The organism is Mycolicibacterium peregrinum, from assembly GCF_001665625.1.
Classification (GTDB): domain Bacteria; phylum Actinomycetota; class Actinomycetes; order Mycobacteriales; family Mycobacteriaceae; genus Mycobacterium; species Mycobacterium peregrinum_B.
The window spans coordinates 1-18,123 of sequence record NZ_LZSY01000160.1 but is presented as its reverse complement, the minus strand read 5'-3'; the positions used below and the strand labels follow the sequence as shown (position 1 = coordinate 18,123).

Genomic DNA, 18,123 nt, shown 5'->3' with positions numbered 1-18,123 from the left:
ATACCCGCTCGTTTACCCGGTTGTTGCCCCGAACAGACCCTGCGGTGCCGAGGCGTTCGGGCGGCGGTCTACCATCGTGTGTAGTAGAAGCCGCGTGACGCCACCCGAGGAGTTATTTGCGTGAGCATTCGCGAGCGCCGGCTCATCAATGGGGCGCCGAGCCGAGTACGGTCCACCTTCCTGTCGTATTTGGCGTTGACCAAGCCGCGTGTGATCGAGTTGTTGCTGGTCACCACCATTCCGGCCATGTTGCTGGCCGAACGGGGCACCGTTGACCCGCTGCTGATCCTCAACACCCTGATCGGCGGCATGCTGGCCGCGGCAGGCGCCAACACGCTCAACTGCGTGGCCGACGCCGACATCGACAAGGTGATGAAGCGCACCGCCCGCCGCCCGTTGGCTCAGGCATCGGTGCCGACGCGGCATGCACTGATCTTCGGGTTGGTGCTGTCGGTGACGTCGTTCTGTTGGCTGACCTGGACGTCGAACCTGCTGTCCGGGGTGCTGGCCGTGGCCACCATCGCGTTCTACGTTTTCGTCTACACCCTGCTGCTCAAACGCCGCACCTCCCAGAACGTGGTGTGGGGCGGAGCGGCCGGTTGCATGCCGGTGATGATCGGTTGGTCCGCGGTGACCGGCACCATCCAGTGGCCGGCGGTGGTGATGTTCCTGATCATCTTCTTCTGGACACCGCCGCACACGTGGGCACTCGCGATGCGTTACAAGGACGACTACAAGGCGGCCGGCGTGCCGATGTTGCCCGCCGTGGCCACCGAGCGTCAGGTCACCCGCCAGATCCTGATCTACACCTGGTTGACGGTCCTCACCACGCTGGCGCTGGCGCTGGCCACCGGATGGCTGTACGGCGCTGTTGCCCTACTGGCGGGCGCCTGGTTCCTGGTGATGGCGCATCAGCTCTACTCCGGGGTGAAGCGCGGTGAGCCGGTGAAGCCGCTGCGGTTGTTCCTGCAGTCGAACAACTACCTGGCTGTCGTGTTCTGTGCATTGGCCATCGACTCGGCGCTGGCGCTGCCGACGCTCTTCGGCCACTAGGTCCACGAACCCGCGGTCCGCACCTGCGGGGTGTGGCAGCGTTGTGGCATGACCGAATCGGTGAGTCCCGACAACTTCGCACGTGCCGAATCCGACCTGTACTTCGCCAGTATCGTCAACGACGGCGGTTTCGGGCAGTTCTTCCACAACCGTGAGATGAGCTCGATCGAGCATCAGATCGTCATCCGGCAGAACCGCGACACTCTGTACTCCGCGGCGGTGTTCGATCTCGATGCCGGGCCGGTCACCATCACGCTGCCCGAGTGCGCCGGCCGGTTCATGTCCCTGCAGATCATCAGCGAGGACCACTACACCACCAACGTCGTCTACGCGCCTGCCGAGCTGACGTTCAGTCGCGATTCCGTCGATAGCCGCTACGCGGCAGCGGCGGTACGCATCCTGGCCGATCCCGCCGACGCCGCAGACCTTGCCGCGGTGCATGCGCTGCAGGACGCGATCGTGGTCTCACAGGACGATGCGCCGGGATTGTTCGAGATTCCGCCGTGGGATCCGGCCAGTCAGAAGACAGTTCGGGACGCACTCATCAGCCTGTCGACCACTCTTGTCGACACCCGATCGATGTTCGGTCCAAGGTATGCGGTGGAGCCGGTGCGGCACCTGATCGGCTCGGCGTTCGCCTGGGGCGGCAACCCGGAACGCGATGCGCTGTATCTCACCGTGGTGCCACCGGCGAACGACGGCGCCACAGTACACCGGCTGACCGTGAGAGACGTCCCGGTCGACGGGTTCTGGTCCATCACGGTCTACAACAAGGACGGCTACCTCACGTCGAATGCGCAGAACGCCTATTCGGTGAACAACGTCACCGCCGTCAAGGACGCCGACGGCGCCACCACGGTGCAGTTCGGCGGCAGTGACGAAGGCGCCGCGGTGGCCAACCTGCTGCCCGTCACCGAGGGCTGGAATTACCTCGTGCGGTTGTACCGGCCGAGGCCCGAGATCCTCGACGGATCCTGGACGTTCCCCGCCGCGCAGCCGGTCTAGGGGACCAGCACGACCGAGCCGACGGTCTTGCGGCCCTGCAGGTCGGTGTGGGCCCGGGCGGCCTCGGCCAGCGGGTAGCGCCCGCCGACGGTGATGGTGATCGACCCGTCTGCGATCGCATTGATCAATTCACCTGCACGCCAGGAGAATTCGTCGGGCGTGCGAGTATGGTGGGCCAGCGTCGGCCGGGTCAGGAACACCGAGCCCGCCGCGTTGAGCCGTTGCGGGTCCACCGGTGGCACCGGCCCGCTGGCCGCGCCGAACAGCGCCAGCGTGCCGCGCACCGCGAGGCTGTCCAGGCTGGCGTCGAACGTCGACGCACCGACCCCGTCATATACGGCGGCGACCCCCGCCCCGCCGGTGAGATCACGGATCTTGTCTCCGAACTCGGTCGGGTCCTCAGGGTATTCGAGGACCTCGATCGCGCCGGCCTGCCGGGACAGTTCGGCCTTCTCCGGAGTCGAGGCGGTCGTGATCACCCGGGTGCCGATGCTGGTGGCCCACTGGGTGAGGATCAGGCCGACGCCGCCTGCCCCGGCATGCACCAGCACCGTGTCGTTCGGCTGCACCGGATAGGTGGACTTGATCAGGTAGTGCGCGGTCATGCCCTTCAGCAGAGCCGAGGCGATTGCGTCGGGAGCCACCCCTTCAGGCACATACGCGACGAAATCAGCTGGGGCAATACAGAAGTCGGCGTAGGCGCCGATCGCATTGGCGGTGACCACGCGGTCACCGACAGCCAGCGCGGCCACGTCGTCGCCGACGGCGGCGACCGTGCCGCAGACTTCGGACCCGACGACGAAGGGCAGGTCACGCGGATACAACCCGGATCGGAAGTAGGTGTCGATGAAGTTGACGCCGATGGCCTCGGCCTTGATCAGGACCTCGCCGGGTCCCGGGGCGGGCTCGGGCCGTTCGACGTAGCTCAGGACTTCGGGTCCGCCGGTCTCGGCAACTTCGATGGCATACACGCCATCCATCATCCACACCTATCATCGCGGGGGTGAAGCTCGCCCGTCCGGATGTGTTCCATCCCCGCATCGTGTTGGCCGGCTGCGCGGCACTGCCAGACGGGGACGGCGACGACGCCGGCCTGGTGACGGCGCTGCGCAACCGCGGTCTGCATGCCCGCTGGCTGCCGTGGGACGACCCGGCCACCCTCGACGCCGACGTGGTGATCCTGCGGGCCACCTGGGACTACGCCGAGCGTCTCGAGGAGTTCCTGTCATGGACGCGCTCGGTGCGTCACCTGATCAACCCGCCGGGAGTCGTGGCGTGGAATACCGACAAGCGCTACCTCGACGATCTGCACAACATGGGGATTCCGGTGGTACCGACCGGATACTTCGCGGTCGGTGAACAGGTCATCGTGCCCGACGGTGAAGTGGTGGTGAAGCCCGCGGTCGGTGCGGGCTCGCGCGGGGCGCAACGATTCGTCGACACTTCCGAGGCTCTGGCCCACGCGGCGGCACTGCACGCCACGGGTCGCGCCGTGTTGGTGCAACCGTACGACCACCGGATCGCCGAAGGAGAGACCGCACTGGTGTTCCTTGGCGGCAAGGAGTCCCACGCGTTCATCAAGGGACCGATGCTGCCTCCGCCCGGACAGTCACCCGAGTTCGAGGAGACCGGGACCTACGCGCACGAGTCGCTGTCGCCGGCCGATCCTGACGACGAGGTGTGGCGGGTCGGGCGCCTGGCGATCGACGCGGTGATCCGGTCGTTCTACCTTCAGCCCGAGGAGTTGGTTTACGCCCGTGTCGACGTGATCGGCGGCCCGGACGATCCTCGCGTGTTGGAGCTGGAGCTGGTCGAGCCAGGGCTGGGTTTCCGGCAGCTCGATCAGGTCGATCGGGAAGACGCCGAGCGGCGGTTCGCCGTCGGTGTGGAGGGCGCGCTCGAACGGCTCGGCCTGGGCCCCTTGTCGCACCGCGGTTTCTGACCTCCACATGACCTGGCCGCCCTAGAGTCGGCCCGATGGACACCTTTGAAGGACGGGGCGCCGTGGTCACCGGCGGCGCCAGCGGCATCGGCCTGGCGACGGCGCGTCAGTTCGCCGCGCGGGGCGCCCGGGTTGTGCTTGCCGACCACGATGCGGCGGCGCTCGACCGAGCCGTCGCACAATTGCGGTCCGAGGGGCACGACGCACACGGCGTGCCGTGCGATGTCCGCGAGCTCGAACAGGTCACCCACCTCGCCGACGAGGCCTTCGGGCTGCTCGGCGCCGTGCACGTGGTGTTCAACAACGCCGGCGTGGCTGTCGACGGCCCGGTCGCCCAGATGACCCACGACGACTGGCATTTCGTCCTTGACGTCGACCTGTGGGGGCCGATTCACGGCGTCGAGGCGTTTCTGCCCCGCCTCATCGAGCAGGGCCAGGGCGGGCATCTGCTGTTCACCGCGTCTTTCGCCGGGCTGGTCCCCAACGTCGGCCTCGGCGCGTACTGCGTGGCCAAATACGGTGTGGTCGCACTGGCTGAGGTGCTCGCCCGCGAGGTCGGCAACGACGGCATCGGGGTTTCGGTGTTGTGCCCGATGATGGTTGGCACCAACCTTCTTGCCACCTCGGCGCGAGCCCGCGGAGAGGCGGTCGAGGACCAACTCATCGCCGGCAACGACGTTCTCGACGTCGACGAGGTTGCCCGGCTCACCGCCGAGGCGGTCCTTGCCGACCGGCTGTATGTGCTGACGCACGAGGCGTCACGAACGTCGATCCGCCGCAGATTCGATCGGATCGACGCGACCTTCGACGCACAGAGCGCCGCCGGGTGGAGCCACTGAGGCGGGCGGGACCGGACTAGGTGCCGGCCGGGACCCGCTCCCGCATCGAGGCCCACAGCGCCGCGGTGGCCGCGGTACAGGTGGCCGCACCGGCGACGTGGACGGCGACCAGGACGGCGGGAACGCCGGTATAGAACTGCACGATCCCGACGAGCCCCTGTGCGCACACCAGCACGACCAGGACGGCGAGCCGGATCATGACCGGTCGAGAGGCGCGCACCGCGGTGAGGCCGAATCCCAGCGCGACGATCAGGGACAGGTACGCGACCAGCAGCGACGAATGCATGTGCACCAACGTGGTGATCTCGACCTCAAGTCGCGGCACCACGCGGTCGAGGCTCTTGTCCCCGGCATGCGGACCGGCGCCCGTCACCAGCGTGCCGGTCACCAGGACGGCGGCCAGGACGATTGCACTCAGGACCGTCAACTGCCGCAACGGTTTCGGCACGGTCGCGGTGGGCGCGCCGTCGTCGGATTGACCGATCTTGACGAACAGCAGCACCGCGAGCCACACCATTGCCATGGATGCGAGCAGGTGGATGGCCACGGTCCACCACAACAGGCCGGTCCGCACCGTGATGCCGCCGATGATGGCCTGGACCACGGTGGAGGCCGGCATCAGCCAGGCGTAGATCAGCACCTCTCGGCGGCGACGGGCCCGGGTCACGGCCACGACGGCCGCAATGGCGGTCAGCACCACCAGGAAGGTGATCATCCGGTTGCCGAACTCGACCACCTGATGCACGACGGCGACCTCGGCGTGCGGGACGGGGGTGAAGCTGCCCGGGAAGCACTGGGGCCAGGTGGGGCAGCCCAGGCCGGACGCGGTGACGCGCACGATCGCCCCGGTGACCGAGATGCCGCCCTGGGTGAGGATCACCAGGAATGCGATCAGGCGCTGGACCCGGAGACTTGGCAGGGGCAGCAGGTCGACCAGTCGCTGGAAAGCTGTTCCGCCGGGCACGGCCTGATCGTAGTTGATCAGGAACTACAACCCGTAGTAGGGCCGGTGTGGATCAGGTGAAGCGGAACCAGCGCAGCGCGCAGATCGCGGCGACGGCACCCCAGACCACCAGCACGGCCACGCCGAACCAGTCCATCGACAGTGTCATCGCCTGGGTCAGGGACTCGGTGAGGGCTCCCGACGGTGTCAGCCGGGCCGCCCAGCGCAGGGCCGACGGCACGGGGCCACCTTCGAGGGTCAGCGCGCCCAGACCGGCGAACACGAACCACAGCAGGTTCGCCAGCGCCAGCACGATCTCGGCCTTGAGGGTGCCGCCGAGCAGCAACCCCAGCGCGGCGAAGGTGGCCGTGCCCAGCGCGATGATCACCGCACCGAGCGCCAACCCCAGCGGCCAAGGCCGCCAACCCAGCGCAAAACCGATGGCGCCCAACAAGATTGCCTGCAAGAACACGACGGTGACGACCGCCAGTGACTTGCCCGCGATGATTCCCCACACCGGAAGCGCGGTCGCGCCCAGCCGTTTCAGGGCGCCGTAGCGACGGTCGAAGGCCACCGCGATGGCCTGCCCGGTGAATGCCGTGGAGATCAGGGCCAGCGCCATGATCGCCGGGGTGAAGGTCCCGGCCCGGTCGTCGCCGAACGAGCCAAGGGGCAGCAGCGTCATCCCGACCAGCAGCGTGATCGGGATGAACATGGTCAACAGCAGCTGTTCACCGTTGCGCAGCAGCAGCTTCAGTTCCAGCTGGTACTGCGCGGCGAGCATCGCCGGCACCTTGGCCGGACGGGGATCGGGGGAGAAGGTGCCCGGGGCGAACCGGTTCGGAGCGCTCGTCATGACCGCAGCTCCCGTCCTGTGAGGTCGAGGAATACATCTTCGAGACTGCGCTGCTCCACCCGCATGTCGGTGGCCAGCACGTTGAGTCGGGCGCACCACGCCGTGACGGTGGCCAACACCTGCGGGTCGATGTGCCCCTCGACCAGGTACTCGCCGGGTGCCGTCTCCGTGGCCTTGTATTTCTCCGGCAGGGCCGCGGAGAGCAGGGACAGGTCGAGCTTGCGCGGCGCACTGAAACGCAGCTGGTTCTCGGCGCCGCTGTGGGTCAGCTCGGCGGGTGTGCCGGTGGCGACCGCCACGCCGTGATCGATGATCACGATCCGATCCGCGAGTTCCTCGGCCTCGGCGAGGTGATGGGTGGTCAGCACGACCGTCACGCCGTCCCGGCGCAGCGCATCGATCAACTCCCACACCACGATTCGGGCGTGGGCGTCCATTCCTGCGGTCGGCTCGTCGAGGAATACCAGCTCGGGGCGACCCACCACGGCGCAGGCCAACGCCAGGCGCTGTTGCTGGCCGCCCGACAGTCGCCGGTAGGTGGTGCGGGCGGATTCGGTCAGGCCGAGGGTGTCCATCAACCAGGCCGGATCGAGAGGGTCGGCAGCGTAGGAGGCCACGAGATCGAGCATTTCGCCCGCTTTCGCAGCGGGGTACCCGCCGCCGCCCTGCAGCATCACGCCGATCCGCTCACGGAGTTGGGCGTTGTCGGCAACGGGGTCCAACCCGAGGATCTCAACTCGGCCGTCGTCCGGGCGGATGAATCCCTCGCACATCTCGACGGTGGTGGTCTTGCCTGCGCCGTTGGGTCCGAGCAGAGCCAGCACCTCGGCGCGCTGCACTTCGAGGTCCAAATTGGACACCGCCGTCGTCGCGCCGTAGCGCTTGCTGACGCCGCGGAGCAGCACCGGTTGATCAGAACGCGAGGTCACGGGGATTCAGCGTAGGCGTCGGGGGATTGTGTAGGTGTCGGCGGTGCGTCCGTGTCGGTCTGGCGTGACGCGCGCCACGGCAGCCGGCGCCAGGTTATGCCGATCAGGATCAGCACGATCAACGTGCTGGCCAGCGTGGCCATCACGATCTGGAACAACGTGAACCGGTCGCCGTTGGCCGTCGGACCGAAGATCCCGACGACCAGGGTTATGGCGATCGTGGACCCACGGAAACCGGGCCGGGTGGCCCACGCGGCCAGCGGGATCACCGCCCACAGCAGGTACCACGGCTGCACCACCGGGAACAGCAGGATGGTTCCGCCCAAGGCGACGCCCAATCCACCCACGGGGTGCAGCCGGCCGCGCATCACGGCCAACAACAGCCAGCTGACCAGGATTGCGATCAGGAAGACGCCGATGGCGCGGGTCAGGGCGAGCACTGCGGTGGTGTGGTCGCCGAGCCCCAGCAGGATGCCGACCTGACCGGTGCCCAATGCCAGCAGGGTCGGCGGCGACATCCAGCTGCGCACCACGTTGGCGGTGCCGAGGGTGGACAGCCAGCCGAAGCCGAGCCCGCTGGCCCAGCCGATCAGGCCCATCACGGCCAGCGAGATCACGCCGAGCGGGACACTGGCCACGAAGAACGCCTTGATCGTGCCGCCCAGGCGCCAAGCCAGGGCCATCGCGACGAACCCGAGTGCGAGCAACGACGGCAGCTTGACCTGCGAGGACAGTGTGATGAGGACGGTGCCGAACAGCAGCATCCCCGCGGGATACCAGCGGTCCCAGTCCTCGCGTGAGTGTGGCCAGGTCAGCGGCCGGGGAATTATTGGAGCGGCGACTGATCCCGATGTCGCCGACCTGGCGGCTCCGATGCCCCGCAGCGCGAACTCGGTCCCGGCCAGCATCAGGCCGAGCATCAGCGCCTCGTTGTGGATACCGGCCACCAGATGCATGAAGAGCAGGGGATTGCATGCGCCGAGCCACAGTGCGCTGACCTCGGCGACGCCGCAGCGCCGGGCCAACCGGGGCGTCGCCCACACGATGAGCCCGACACCAAGCAGCACCACGGCGCGGTGACACAGCACGGCGGCGACGATGTTCTCACCGGTCAAGGCGGAGATGCTCTCGCCGATCCACAGGAACAGCGGTCCGTACGGGGCCGGGGTCTCGCGCCACAGACTGGGTACCGACAACGTGAACACGTGATCGAGGCCGAGACCGGTCGCCGGGCCGACCTGATAGGGGTTGAGGCCGATGTACCCGATCTCACTCTGGGCCAGGTAGGAGTAGACGTCCTTGCTGTACATCGGGGGTGCGATCAGCAGCGGGATGGCCCACAGCAACAGGGTGCGGTCGAGCTGGCTGCGTGACATCCGGCGGGGGCCCAGAGCGAAGCGTCCGAGCATCAGCCAGGCCAGCGCCATCATCACCGCACCGGTGGTGGTCATGGTGAGAGACACGGTCTGGATGCGGGACGGCAGGTTGAGCAGCCGCACGCCGAACGTCGGATCCTGCACGACGGGACGGGCGCCGGCACCGAGGGCGCCGATCGCCATCAGTACGGTGCCGGTGGCACCGAAAAGCCGGGTACGACGCAGCGCGACGACCTCGGCGGGGTTGAGTGGGGATCCGACTGTGCGTTCGTCGCCGTGCCACCGGGCGATTGATGTGCTGAAGGTCGACAGGCGGCTTGCCATCAGGGCAGCGTAACCGTCGGCCGCGGCGCTCTTCGCCGGGCAACGGTGGCCCAGGTCACGTAAGGGTGCCCTTGGTGGATCCCTGAGCGGAATTCCGTCACAATGGTGTTGTGAAAATGGGTCGGACGACTGCGGGCTCTGCTTCGGCTGGTGCGCCGAAGCCGGTCAACGACGTCGTGCCGGCATCGGACGGGCATACCCGCCGCGCGATCATCCACCTGTTGCTCGAAGGCCCGATCACCGCGGGGCAGATCGGTGACCGGCTCGGCATCTCGGCCGCCGGTGTACGCCGCCACCTCGATGCCCTGATCGAAGCCGGCGATGCGCAGGCCAGTGCCGCGGCCGCCTGGCAGCACAACGGCCGGGGCCGCCCGGCCAAGCGCTACCGCTTGACGGCTGCGGGGCGCGCCAAGCTCGGCCACACGTACGACGATCTCGCCGTCGCCGCGATTCGGCAATTGCGCGAGATCGGCGGCAAGGACGCCGTACGGACCTTCGCTCGGCGCCGGATGGACACCATCCTGGCCGGCGTGACCGAGGGGTCCGAGGGCGTCGCCGACACCGCCCAGCGTGTCGCCGACGCACTGACCCGGGCCGGGTATGCCACCACCACGAACCCGGTGGACGGCCCGATTCGCGGGGTGCAGATCTGCCAGCATCACTGTCCGGTATCGCACGTCGCCGAGGAGTTCCCGGTGTTGTGCGAGGCGGAGAGTGAGGCGTTCGCCGAGATTCTGGGCACCCACGTGCAGCGACTGGCGACCATCGTCAACGGTGACTGCGCCTGCACCACCCACGTTCCACTCGATGCGGACGGCCCAGCCCGGACGGCCGCAGCGACAAGCCAAACGACAGCGAGCAACAAGCAAGGAGCGGCGACATGACCATCACGCCCGAAACGCCATTGACCCAGGAAGAGACCATCGCGTCGCTGGGCAACTACGGCTACGGCTGGTCGGACTCGGACGTCGCGGGCGCCAGTGCGCAGCGCGGCCTGTCGGAAGCCGTCGTGCGTGACATCTCGGCCAAGAAGAACGAGCCGGAGTGGATGCTGGAGTCCCGGCTCAAGGCACTGCGCACGTTCGACAAGAAGCCCATGCCGAACTGGGGTTCCAACCTCGAGGGCATCGACTTCGACAACATCAAGTACTTCGTGCGCTCCACCGAGAAGCAGGCGGCTTCCTGGGAGGAGCTGCCCGAGGACATTCGCAATACCTATGACCGCCTTGGCATTCCGGAGGCCGAGAAGCAGCGTCTGGTGGCGGGTGTGGCTGCGCAGTACGAGTCCGAGGTCGTGTACCACCAGATCCGCGAGGACCTAGAGGCGCTCGGCGTGATCTTCCTCGACACCGACTCGGGCTTGCGCGAGCACCCGGAGATCTTCCAGAAGTACTTCGGCACGGTGATCCCGGCCGGTGACAACAAGTTCTCGGCACTCAACACCGCGGTGTGGTCGGGTGGTTCGTTCATCTATGTCCCGCCGGGTGTGCACGTCGACATCCCGCTGCAGGCCTACTTCCGGATCAACACCGAGAACATGGGGCAGTTCGAGCGGACGCTGATCATCGCCGACGAGGGCTCCTACGTTCACTACGTCGAGGGTTGTACCGCACCGATCTACAAGTCCGATTCGCTCCACTCGGCCGTCGTCGAGATCATCGTCAAGCCGGGCGCCCGCGTCCGCTACACGACGATCCAGAACTGGTCCAACAACGTCTTCAACCTGGTCACCAAGCGTGCCCGGGCCGAGGCCGGCGCCACGATGGAGTGGATCGACGGGAACATCGGTTCCAAGGTCACCATGAAGTACCCGGCGGTCTGGATGACCGGTGAGCACGCCAAGGGCGAGGTGCTCTCGGTGGCGTTCGCCGGCGAGGGACAGCACCAGGACACCGGCGCCAAGATGCTGCACCTGGCCCCGAACACGTCGAGCAACATCGTGTCCAAGTCGGTGGCCCGCGGCGGTGGCCGCGCGTCCTACCGCGGACTCGTCCAGGTCAACAAGGGCGCGCACGGCAGCAAGTCGAGCGTGAAATGCGATGCGCTGCTGGTCGATACGATCAGCCGGTCGGATACCTACCCGTACGTGGACATCCGCGAGGACGATGTCACGATGGGCCACGAGGCCACGGTGTCCAAGGTCAGCGAGGATCAGCTCTTCTATCTGATGAGCCGCGGTCTGACCGAGGACGAGGCGATGGCGATGGTGGTGCGCGGCTTCGTCGAGCCCATCGCCAAGGAACTGCCCATGGAATACGCGCTCGAGCTCAATCGGCTGATCGAGCTGCAGATGGAAGGCGCGGTCGGTTAAGTGGCACAGAATCTCACTGAAGCGGTCGAGGGGATCGCGACTAATAAGGGCGAGCTGTTCGCATCCTTCGACGTCAACGCCTTCGAGGTGCCTGGCGGTCGCGACGAGCTGTGGCGGTTCACCCCGCTGAAGCGGCTTCGCGGCCTGCACGACGGTTCGGCTGTTGCGAACGGTAAGGCCGGCATCACCGTGACCGAGCGCCCGGGCGTGACGGTCGAGACCGTCGGCCGTGACGACAAGCGGCTCGGCGAGGGCGGAATACCCACCGATCGCGTTGCTGCCCAGGCCTACTCGTCGTTCGAGACCGCGACGGTGGTGACGGTCAAGCGTGACACCGAGGTGGCCGAGCCCATCGAGATCGTGATCGACGGACCCGGCGCGGACACCGTGGGCTACGGGCATCTGCAGATCCGGGTCGAGGAACTGTCCCGGGCGATCGTGGTGGTCGACCTGCGCGGCAGCGGAACCTACGCCGACAACGTCGAGATCATCGTCGGTGATGCGGCCGGTCTTGGGCTGATCTGGATCGCCGACTGGGCCGACGACATGGTGCATGTCAGCGCGCACCACGCCAAGCTCGGTAAGGACGCGGTGCTCGGACACGTCAACGTCACCCTCGGTGGCGATGTCGTGCGCACCTCGGCCACCGTGCGATTCACCGGGCCCGGCGGTGACGCCAAGATGCTCGGCACCTACTTCGCCGACGACGGTCAGTTCTTCGAGTCGCGGCTGCTGGTCGATCATGCTCAGCCGCACTGTAAGTCCGATGTCCTCTACAAGGGCGCGTTGCAGGGCGATCCGGATTCCAAGAAGCCCGACGCGCATACGGTGTGGATCGGCGACGTGCTGATCCGGGCCGAGGCCACCGGTACCGACACCTTCGAGGTGAACCGCAACCTGGTGCTCACCGATGGTGCCCGCGCCGATTCGGTGCCCAACCTCGAGATCGAGACCGGCGAGATCGTCGGCGCCGGGCACGCCAGTGCCACCGGGCGTTTCGACGACGAGCAGTTGTTCTACCTGCGTGCCCGTGGCATCCCCGAAGATCAGGCTCGACGTCTTGTCGTGCGCGGATTCTTCAACGAGATCATCGCCAAGATCGCTGTCCCCGAGGTGCGCGAGCGTCTGACCGCAGCCATCGAAAAAGAACTTGCCATCACTGAATCGAGAGCCAACTAGTCATGACCACTCTGGAAATCAAGGACCTGCACGTCTCGGTCAACGCCGCCGAAGGCGCTGAGAACACCGAGATCCCGATCCTCAAGGGTGTCGACCTCACCGTGAAGTCGGGGGAGACCCACGCGGTGATGGGCCCCAACGGCTCGGGCAAGTCGACCCTGTCCTATGCGATCGCCGGTCACCCGAAGTACACCGTGACCTCAGGGTCGATCACACTCGACGGGCAGGACGTCCTCGAGATGAGCATCGACGAGCGCGCCCGCGCGGGCCTCTTCCTGGCCATGCAGTACCCCGTCGAGGTGCCCGGCGTGTCGATGTCGAACTTCCTGCGCACCGCGGCCACCGCGGTCCGCGGCGAGGCCCCGAAGTTGCGGCACTGGGTCAAGGAAGTCAAGGGCGCGATGGACGATCTGGAGATCGACCCGGCGTTCGGTGAGCGCAGCGTCAACGAGGGATTCTCCGGTGGCGAGAAGAAGCGCCACGAGATCCTGCAGCTCGGTCTGCTCAAGCCCAAGATCGCAATCCTCGACGAGACCGACTCGGGTCTGGACGTCGACGCGCTGCGCATCGTGAGCGAGGGTGTCAACCGCTACGCCGAGGCCGAGCACGGCGGCATCCTGCTGATCACCCACTACACCCGGATCCTGCGCTACATCCGTCCGCAGTTCGTGCACGTGTTCGTCGGCGGCCGCATCGTGGAATCGGGCGGCCCGGAACTCGCCGACGAGCTCGAAGAGAACGGATACGTGCGCTTCACGCAGGCGGTCGGAGCCTGACATGACAGCCGCACGGACTATCGACCCCACCGTGCTGGCTGAGGTCAGGGCGGACTTCCCGATTCTGAGCCGGGTCATGCGCGGTGGAAAGCAGTTGGCGTACCTGGATTCCGGGGCGACGTCGCAGAAGCCGCTGCAGGTGCTCGACGCCGAACGGCGCTTCCTGACCACTTCCAACGGTGCCGTGCACCGCGGTGCGCACCAGCTGATGGAAGAGGCCACCGACGCCTACGAGCAGGGCCGCGCGGACATCGCGGCGTTCGTCGGTGCCGAGCCGGATGAGCTGGTGTTCACCAAGAACGCCACCGAGTCACTCAACCTCGTCGCATACGTACTGGGGGACAAGCGGTTCGAGCGTGCAGTCGGCCCCGGTGACGTCATCGTCACCACCGAGCTGGAGCACCACGCGAACCTGATTCCCTGGCAGGAGCTGGTCCAGCGCACCGGTGCGACGCTGCGTTGGTATGGCGTGACTGACGACGGCCGCATCGACCTGGATTCCCTGGAGCTCGACGAGCGGGTGAAAGTGGTGGCCTTCAGCCATCATTCGAATGTCACGGGCGCCGTTGCCCCGGTGGCCGAACTGGTGTCGCGGGCCAAGGCGGTGGGTGCGCTCACGGTGCTGGACGCCTGCCAGTCGGTGCCCCATCAGCCGGTTGACTTTCACGCGCTCGACGTCGATTTCGCGGCATTCTCGGGTCACAAGATGCTTGGCCCTACCGGTATCGGTGTGCTCTACGGGCGACTCGCGCTGCTGAACTCGATGCCGCCGTTCATCACCGGTGGCTCGATGATCGAGACCGTGACGATGGAGCGAACCACCTACGCGCCGGCGCCGCAGCGATTCGAGGCAGGCACGCCGATGACCTCGCAGGTGGTCGGATTGGCCGCAGCCGCAAGGTATTTGAGCGCGATCGGGATGGACGCCGTCGAGGCTCACGAAGCCGAACTGGTGGCAGCCGCGCTGGAAGGTCTTGCATCGGTTCCGCAGGTTCGGATCATCGGGCCGACGACGATGGAACATCGGGGGTCCCCGGTGAGTTTCGTGGTCGACGGGATCCATGCCCACGATGTCGGGCAGGTGCTCGACGACGAGGGCGTCGCCGTGCGCGTCGGACACCACTGCGCCTGGCCGCTGCACCGTCGCTTCGGGATCGCCGCCACCGCCCGTGGGTCCTTCGCGGTCTACAACACGCTCGACGAGGTCGACCGCCTGGTGGCCGGCATCAGACGCGCCGTGGAGTTCTTCTCGTGAAAATGGAACAGATGTACCAGGAAGTGATCCTGGACCACTACAAACATCCGCACAATCGCGGACTCCGGGAGCCTTTCGCCGCCGAGGTACATCACGTCAACCCGACCTGCGGGGACGAGGTGACGCTGCGGGTAGCGCTGTCCGACGACGCGGAGACGGTGGCGGACATCTCGTATGACGGGCAGGGCTGCTCTATCAGCCAGGCTGCCACCTCGGTGCTCACCGATCAGGTGATCGGTCAGAGCGTCGGAGACGCCCTCAAGACGGTCGAGGCGTTCACCGAGATGATTTCCTCACGCGGCAACGTGGAGGGGGACGAAGATGTAATCGGTGACGGCATCGCGTTCGCCGGTGTCGCCAAGTATCCGGCGCGGGTGAAGTGCGCGCTGCTGGGTTGGATGGCTTTTAAAGACGCGTTGGCACAGGCCAGCGACGACGTGGAGGACAAGCGATGAGTGATACCGCTTCTGACGAGCTGCTCGCCGATGTCGAGGAGGCCATGCGCGACGTGGTTGATCCCGAGCTGGGCATCAACGTCGTCGACCTGGGCCTGGTCTACGGACTCAACGTCGAGCAGGGCGATGAAGGCGCGGTTGCGCTGATCGACATGACGCTCACCTCGGCAGCATGCCCGCTGACCGACGTGATCGAGGATCAGTCGCGCACCGCGCTCGTGGGCGCGGGCCTGGTCAACGAGATCAAGATCAATTGGGTCTGGAACCCGCCGTGGGGCCCGGACAAGATCACCGACGACGGTCGCGAGCAGTTGCGCGCGCTCGGGTTCACCGTCTAGCTAGCCGCCAAGGTCGTCGGACTGTCGGTCCTCGGTGCTACCAATATCGCCACCAGGCGAATACGGAGGCACATATGGGACACAGTCCTGAGGTAAAGGTCGTCGGTGACCGGGCGTTTTTGGGGCCGGCAACGGTGACGTTCGAGCGGACCCTTCGTATTCCGGAGATCGGATTACACCCGCTCCCACCGAGTCTCGGTTCGTTTCCGCTGCGTCGGGTCCAGGACTATCCCCATCGGGTCCCCGCTGAGTGGCTGGCGCACGGCGGGGTCATGCTGCCGGTCTATCAGCGTGAGGCGATGTGGCTGTCGTTCGGCTCAGACGAACCCGCCGCGCTGCAGATCGGCATCGGGAAGGTGTGCGCGGTCAGCGGCGAGAGCTGGGCGGACCGGCTGGCCCATGATCCGCAGAACTACGTCGCCCTACCCGAGCAGCCGTGGCTCGACGGCATCAACGCCGGTGACGGGTTCATCCGACAGTTCGTGGCCGTGCCGCTCGGTTCCGGGGCAACGGTCGAAGGGCAGGTCACCGGCGAGGAAGTCCATGGCGGTGTCCAGTTGCGCGCAGTAGGTCTGACGCCGCAGGCTCTCGACGAGTGGCGGGCGCGCCGTCTAATCGAAGAAGCGATGGTGGATTTCGCTGACTGCGGGCCGCTCCCGGCGCCCTGCGGGGCACCGTCGATGGGGCTGGGGGCCGGCGGCAGGATGCGGCAGGAGGTATACGTCGACGACCGTCCGCTGTCCGGCTACGACGAGGACCGTTGGTGGCGGGTGTTCGTGCATCTCTGCAGCGCGGCGCAGTGGACTGCGATCACCGGTGAGGTGCCGCCGCCCACGCCGGTGGACCGCGACGCCTATGTCGAAGCCGGTCTGCCATGGTTCGACTATTACGACGCGGACGCCCAGGATCTGGCAGCCACCGAGGTGTTGAAGAACGTCAAGAGTGTCGCGGAGTGGTTCGGGGAAAGCGAGATGCCTTTTGCCCCTGTTGATCCCGCGAAAGTCGTCACGGTGAAGGGCGCACCGGGTGATGCTGTGGCCGATGGAGATTGGTAGCGGGCGGTGCTGACCGTCCCGGCGTTCGTCTGGCGCCGCGGCTTCTGGGGCCGAGCGCTGATGATCGGCGGCAGCGTGGGATTCGTGCTGGGTGCGCTCTCCTGGCTGGACTCCGGATTCTGGATCTCCGGCGTGCTGGTCCTCGTCATCGTGGGCACCTTCTACGGCGTCTGGATGGCGCGCCGGATGGCCCGGTACTGGCCGATGTCAGAACAGCTGACCGGCGCTGATCGGGCCAGGGTCGTGGCCTTTGCCCGCCGTGGTGAGCGCATCGACGACCCACGACTGGTCGAGGCCGCCCGCGACTACGACCGCGGCGTGCATGAGGCCGCCGAGGCGGCCAGACCGTTTCGCTGGCTCTTGCCGGTGGTGCTCATCGTCGCCGCGGCAAGCGCGTTGTGGGACGCCGTATTCGGGTCGGTCGGCAATGCCGTCGTCTCGGTCGTCTACCTGGTGGCCTTGGCGGTGGAACTGTTCTGGTGGCCGCAGCGGCACGCGCACCTGCTGGCCAATGTCCGGCAGGCCTGTGGATAACTTCGCCACCGCACGGATTTTCGACGGCTTTCTGTCGGCCTCCGTCGTTAGCTTCCAGCGCATCGGGAGCCGACGGGGTTCCCGAACAGCCGGAAGGAACTCCCATGCACTCAGACGTCGAAAAATTGCACCAAGCGTGCCTGCGCGATCTCGGTGATCCGCAGCGCTGGTTCAGTCCGCTCGGATATCCAGAATCACTGGCGTTGTGCATGATTGATTCCATCTACTCGACCGGGGCGCAGCGTGCCTCTGTGGAGAAGATCATCGCCCGATACCGCGGCTATCGGGCTGCGCAGGGCGCGGACGCCGATACTGACGGCGCGGTCGAACTTCTTCAGAACATCGCCGAGTTGGGCGGGCCGGACTCATGGGCGACGCAGATCGGAAATCGTCGGCCCACCTCGACCATGGCGAACGCGCCCTTGAAGTCGATTGCCGTCAAACAGGTTGCGGAAGCGCTTGTCGCACTGGATGTTCGCACGTCCGCGGACCTGCGCACCCTGGTTGAGGAGGACGACCGTCGGGATCAGGTCGCGAAGGCGTGGTGCGCGGTGTCCGGGCAGCGGTCGGGCGTTACCTGGGAGTACACGTTGAAGCTCACGCAGATCCCTGGGGCGAGGGCCGGGTGTGTGGTGACGGCCTACGTGGGCCGCCAAATCGGGGCTGTCAGCGCCGAATGCGCAGCTGAGATGGTGCGTGAGGTAGCTGCATCCGCGGGGTGGAATGTGTTCGCGCTCGATCACGCGATATGGCGGTTCGAATCCGGACGACCACATCAACGCGATCTCGCGTCGTGAGGTTGTTGCCGCTCGGGGACTGCGGACTTTTTCGCCGAACCGAGCGGCACCAAACCGCCCTGCTCAGAAGGGTGGTGGGGGTCCGTATTCTTCGGCGAGCCAGGCTTGGTAGTCGCGTTCGTAGGCGAGGTCGTTGTTGAGTTCGGCGCGTAGGCG

General features: G+C 66.7%; 19 protein-coding genes. 14 read left to right on the top strand and 5 right to left on the bottom strand.

Annotation, left to right across the window (positions count from 1 at the left end):
* Window positions 1–120: 120 nt before the first annotated feature.
* Together A5779_RS25515 and A5779_RS25510 are read left to right on the top strand one after the other, a co-directional pair.
* Window positions 121–1,053 (top strand): heme o synthase, encoded by a 933-nt coding sequence (locus tag A5779_RS25515; protein WP_055113706.1) that lies wholly within the window; start codon window positions 121–123, stop codon window positions 1,051–1,053.
* Between the two features lie 60 nt (window positions 1,054–1,113).
* Window positions 1,114–2,058 carry a DUF1214 domain-containing protein gene (locus A5779_RS25510; RefSeq protein WP_207549118.1) on the top strand — a complete coding sequence of 315 codons (945 nt, stop codon included), beginning with the start codon at window positions 1,114–1,116 and terminating at the stop codon, window positions 2,056–2,058.
* Here the strand turns inward: A5779_RS25510 and A5779_RS25505 are convergent.
* Window positions 2,055–3,029: a quinone oxidoreductase family protein gene (locus A5779_RS25505; RefSeq protein WP_064886540.1), complete on the bottom strand. Its 975-nt coding sequence runs from the start codon at window positions 3,027–3,029 to the stop codon at window positions 2,055–2,057. The two genes, A5779_RS25510 and A5779_RS25505, sit on opposite strands and share 4 nt — an antisense overlap.
* Before the next feature lie 32 nt (window positions 3,030–3,061).
* Here A5779_RS25505 and A5779_RS25500 point away from each other — a divergent pair, with 32 nt between their 5' ends.
* Window positions 3,062–4,000 carry an ATP-grasp domain-containing protein gene (locus tag A5779_RS25500; protein ID WP_064886516.1) on the top strand — a complete coding sequence of 313 codons (939 nt, stop codon included), beginning with the start codon at window positions 3,062–3,064 and terminating at the stop codon, window positions 3,998–4,000.
* A 35-nt stretch (window positions 4,001–4,035) separates the two neighbouring features.
* Window positions 4,036–4,839 carry an SDR family NAD(P)-dependent oxidoreductase gene (locus A5779_RS25495; RefSeq protein ID WP_064886515.1) on the top strand — a complete coding sequence of 268 codons (804 nt, stop codon included), beginning with the start codon at window positions 4,036–4,038 and terminating at the stop codon, window positions 4,837–4,839.
* Window positions 4,840–4,855: 16 nt separating this feature from the next.
* Here the strand turns inward: A5779_RS25495 and A5779_RS25490 are convergent, their stop codons facing one another.
* From A5779_RS25490 to mptB, 4 genes are read right to left on the bottom strand one after another with little or no spacing between them, the layout of a single operon-like run.
* Window positions 4,856–5,803, bottom strand: a complete 948-nt coding sequence (locus tag A5779_RS25490) for a COX15/CtaA family protein (RefSeq protein WP_064886514.1) — start codon at window positions 5,801–5,803, stop codon at window positions 4,856–4,858.
* 52 nt (window positions 5,804–5,855) lie between these two features.
* Complete coding sequence (locus A5779_RS25485) at window positions 5,856–6,638, bottom strand: ABC transporter permease (protein WP_064886513.1); 783 nt, start codon at window positions 6,636–6,638, stop codon at window positions 5,856–5,858.
* Entirely contained in the window at window positions 6,635–7,567 is a 933-nt protein-coding gene (locus A5779_RS25480; protein ID WP_064886512.1) for an ABC transporter ATP-binding protein, read from the bottom strand. Before A5779_RS25480 ends, A5779_RS25485 begins: the two co-directional genes overlap by 4 nt.
* Complete coding sequence (mptB, locus tag A5779_RS25475; protein ID WP_064886511.1) at window positions 7,564–9,267, bottom strand: polyprenol phosphomannose-dependent alpha 1,6 mannosyltransferase MptB; 1,704 nt, start codon at window positions 9,265–9,267, stop codon at window positions 7,564–7,566. Before mptB ends, A5779_RS25480 begins: the two co-directional genes overlap by 4 nt.
* A gap of 116 nt (window positions 9,268–9,383) precedes the next feature.
* On the opposite strand from mptB, the gene A5779_RS25470 reads away from it, so the two are divergent.
* The 10 genes from A5779_RS25470 (at window position 9,384) to A5779_RS25425 (ending at window position 17,967) form a co-directional block, all read left to right on the top strand.
* The gene (locus A5779_RS25470; RefSeq protein ID WP_088304528.1) at window positions 9,384–10,151 is read left to right on the top strand and encodes a helix-turn-helix transcriptional regulator; all 768 of its coding nucleotides are present in this window, start codon (window positions 9,384–9,386) and stop codon (window positions 10,149–10,151) included.
* Entirely contained in the window at window positions 10,148–11,578 is a 1,431-nt protein-coding gene (sufB, locus tag A5779_RS25465) for a Fe-S cluster assembly protein SufB (RefSeq protein ID WP_055113723.1), read from the top strand. Before A5779_RS25470 ends, sufB begins: the two co-directional genes overlap by 4 nt.
* On the top strand, window positions 11,579–12,757 hold the full coding sequence (sufD, locus tag A5779_RS25460) for a Fe-S cluster assembly protein SufD (protein ID WP_064886510.1): 1,179 nt from the start codon (window positions 11,579–11,581) through the stop codon (window positions 12,755–12,757). It abuts the gene before it with no gap.
* 2 nt (window positions 12,758–12,759) lie between these two features.
* The gene (gene sufC / locus A5779_RS25455; RefSeq protein WP_064886509.1) at window positions 12,760–13,533 is read left to right on the top strand and encodes a Fe-S cluster assembly ATPase SufC; all 774 of its coding nucleotides are present in this window, start codon (window positions 12,760–12,762) and stop codon (window positions 13,531–13,533) included.
* A gap of 1 nt (window position 13,534) precedes the next feature.
* On the top strand, window positions 13,535–14,788 hold the full coding sequence (locus A5779_RS25450; RefSeq protein WP_064886508.1) for a cysteine desulfurase: 1,254 nt from the start codon (window positions 13,535–13,537) through the stop codon (window positions 14,786–14,788).
* Window positions 14,785–15,243 carry a Fe-S cluster assembly sulfur transfer protein SufU gene (gene sufU, locus A5779_RS25445; RefSeq protein WP_064886507.1) on the top strand — a complete coding sequence of 153 codons (459 nt, stop codon included), beginning with the start codon at window positions 14,785–14,787 and terminating at the stop codon, window positions 15,241–15,243. The genes A5779_RS25450 and sufU overlap by 4 nt, the downstream gene beginning before the upstream one ends.
* On the top strand, window positions 15,240–15,581 hold the full coding sequence (locus A5779_RS25440) for a metal-sulfur cluster assembly factor (protein ID WP_064886506.1): 342 nt from the start codon (window positions 15,240–15,242) through the stop codon (window positions 15,579–15,581). The genes sufU and A5779_RS25440 overlap by 4 nt, the downstream gene beginning before the upstream one ends.
* 74 nt (window positions 15,582–15,655) lie before the next feature.
* A complete protein-coding gene (locus tag A5779_RS25435) occupies window positions 15,656–16,636 on the top strand; it encodes a hypothetical protein (RefSeq protein WP_064886505.1) in 981 nt (326 codons plus the stop codon).
* A gap of 6 nt (window positions 16,637–16,642) precedes the next feature.
* Window positions 16,643–17,170, top strand: coding sequence for a hypothetical protein (locus A5779_RS25430; protein WP_064886504.1), 528 nt, complete (start codon window positions 16,643–16,645; stop codon window positions 17,168–17,170).
* A 104-nt stretch (window positions 17,171–17,274) separates the two neighbouring features.
* Entirely contained in the window at window positions 17,275–17,967 is a 693-nt protein-coding gene (locus tag A5779_RS25425) for a DUF8548 family protein (RefSeq protein ID WP_064886503.1), read from the top strand.
* Window positions 17,968–18,123 lie beyond the last annotated feature (156 nt).

Coding starts and splice junctions, on each gene's coding strand:
- A5779_RS25425 (WP_064886503.1), top strand. CDS start 17,275: ATGCACTCAGACGTCGAAAAATTGCACCAAGCGTGCCTGCGCGATCTC.
- A5779_RS25470 (WP_088304528.1), top strand. CDS start 9,384: ATGGGTCGGACGACTGCGGGCTCTGCTTCGGCTGGTGCGCCGAAGCCG.
- sufB (WP_055113723.1), top strand. CDS start 10,148: ATGACCATCACGCCCGAAACGCCATTGACCCAGGAAGAGACCATCGCG.
- A5779_RS25485 (WP_064886513.1), bottom strand. CDS start 6,638: ATGACGAGCGCTCCGAACCGGTTCGCCCCGGGCACCTTCTCCCCCGAT.
- A5779_RS25440 (WP_064886506.1), top strand. CDS start 15,240: ATGAGTGATACCGCTTCTGACGAGCTGCTCGCCGATGTCGAGGAGGCC.
- mptB (WP_064886511.1), bottom strand. CDS start 9,267: ATGGCAAGCCGCCTGTCGACCTTCAGCACATCAATCGCCCGGTGGCAC.
- A5779_RS25435 (WP_064886505.1), top strand. CDS start 15,656: ATGGGACACAGTCCTGAGGTAAAGGTCGTCGGTGACCGGGCGTTTTTG.
- sufC (WP_064886509.1), top strand. CDS start 12,760: ATGACCACTCTGGAAATCAAGGACCTGCACGTCTCGGTCAACGCCGCC.
- A5779_RS25495 (WP_064886515.1), top strand. CDS start 4,036: ATGGACACCTTTGAAGGACGGGGCGCCGTGGTCACCGGCGGCGCCAGC.
- A5779_RS25450 (WP_064886508.1), top strand. CDS start 13,535: ATGACAGCCGCACGGACTATCGACCCCACCGTGCTGGCTGAGGTCAGG.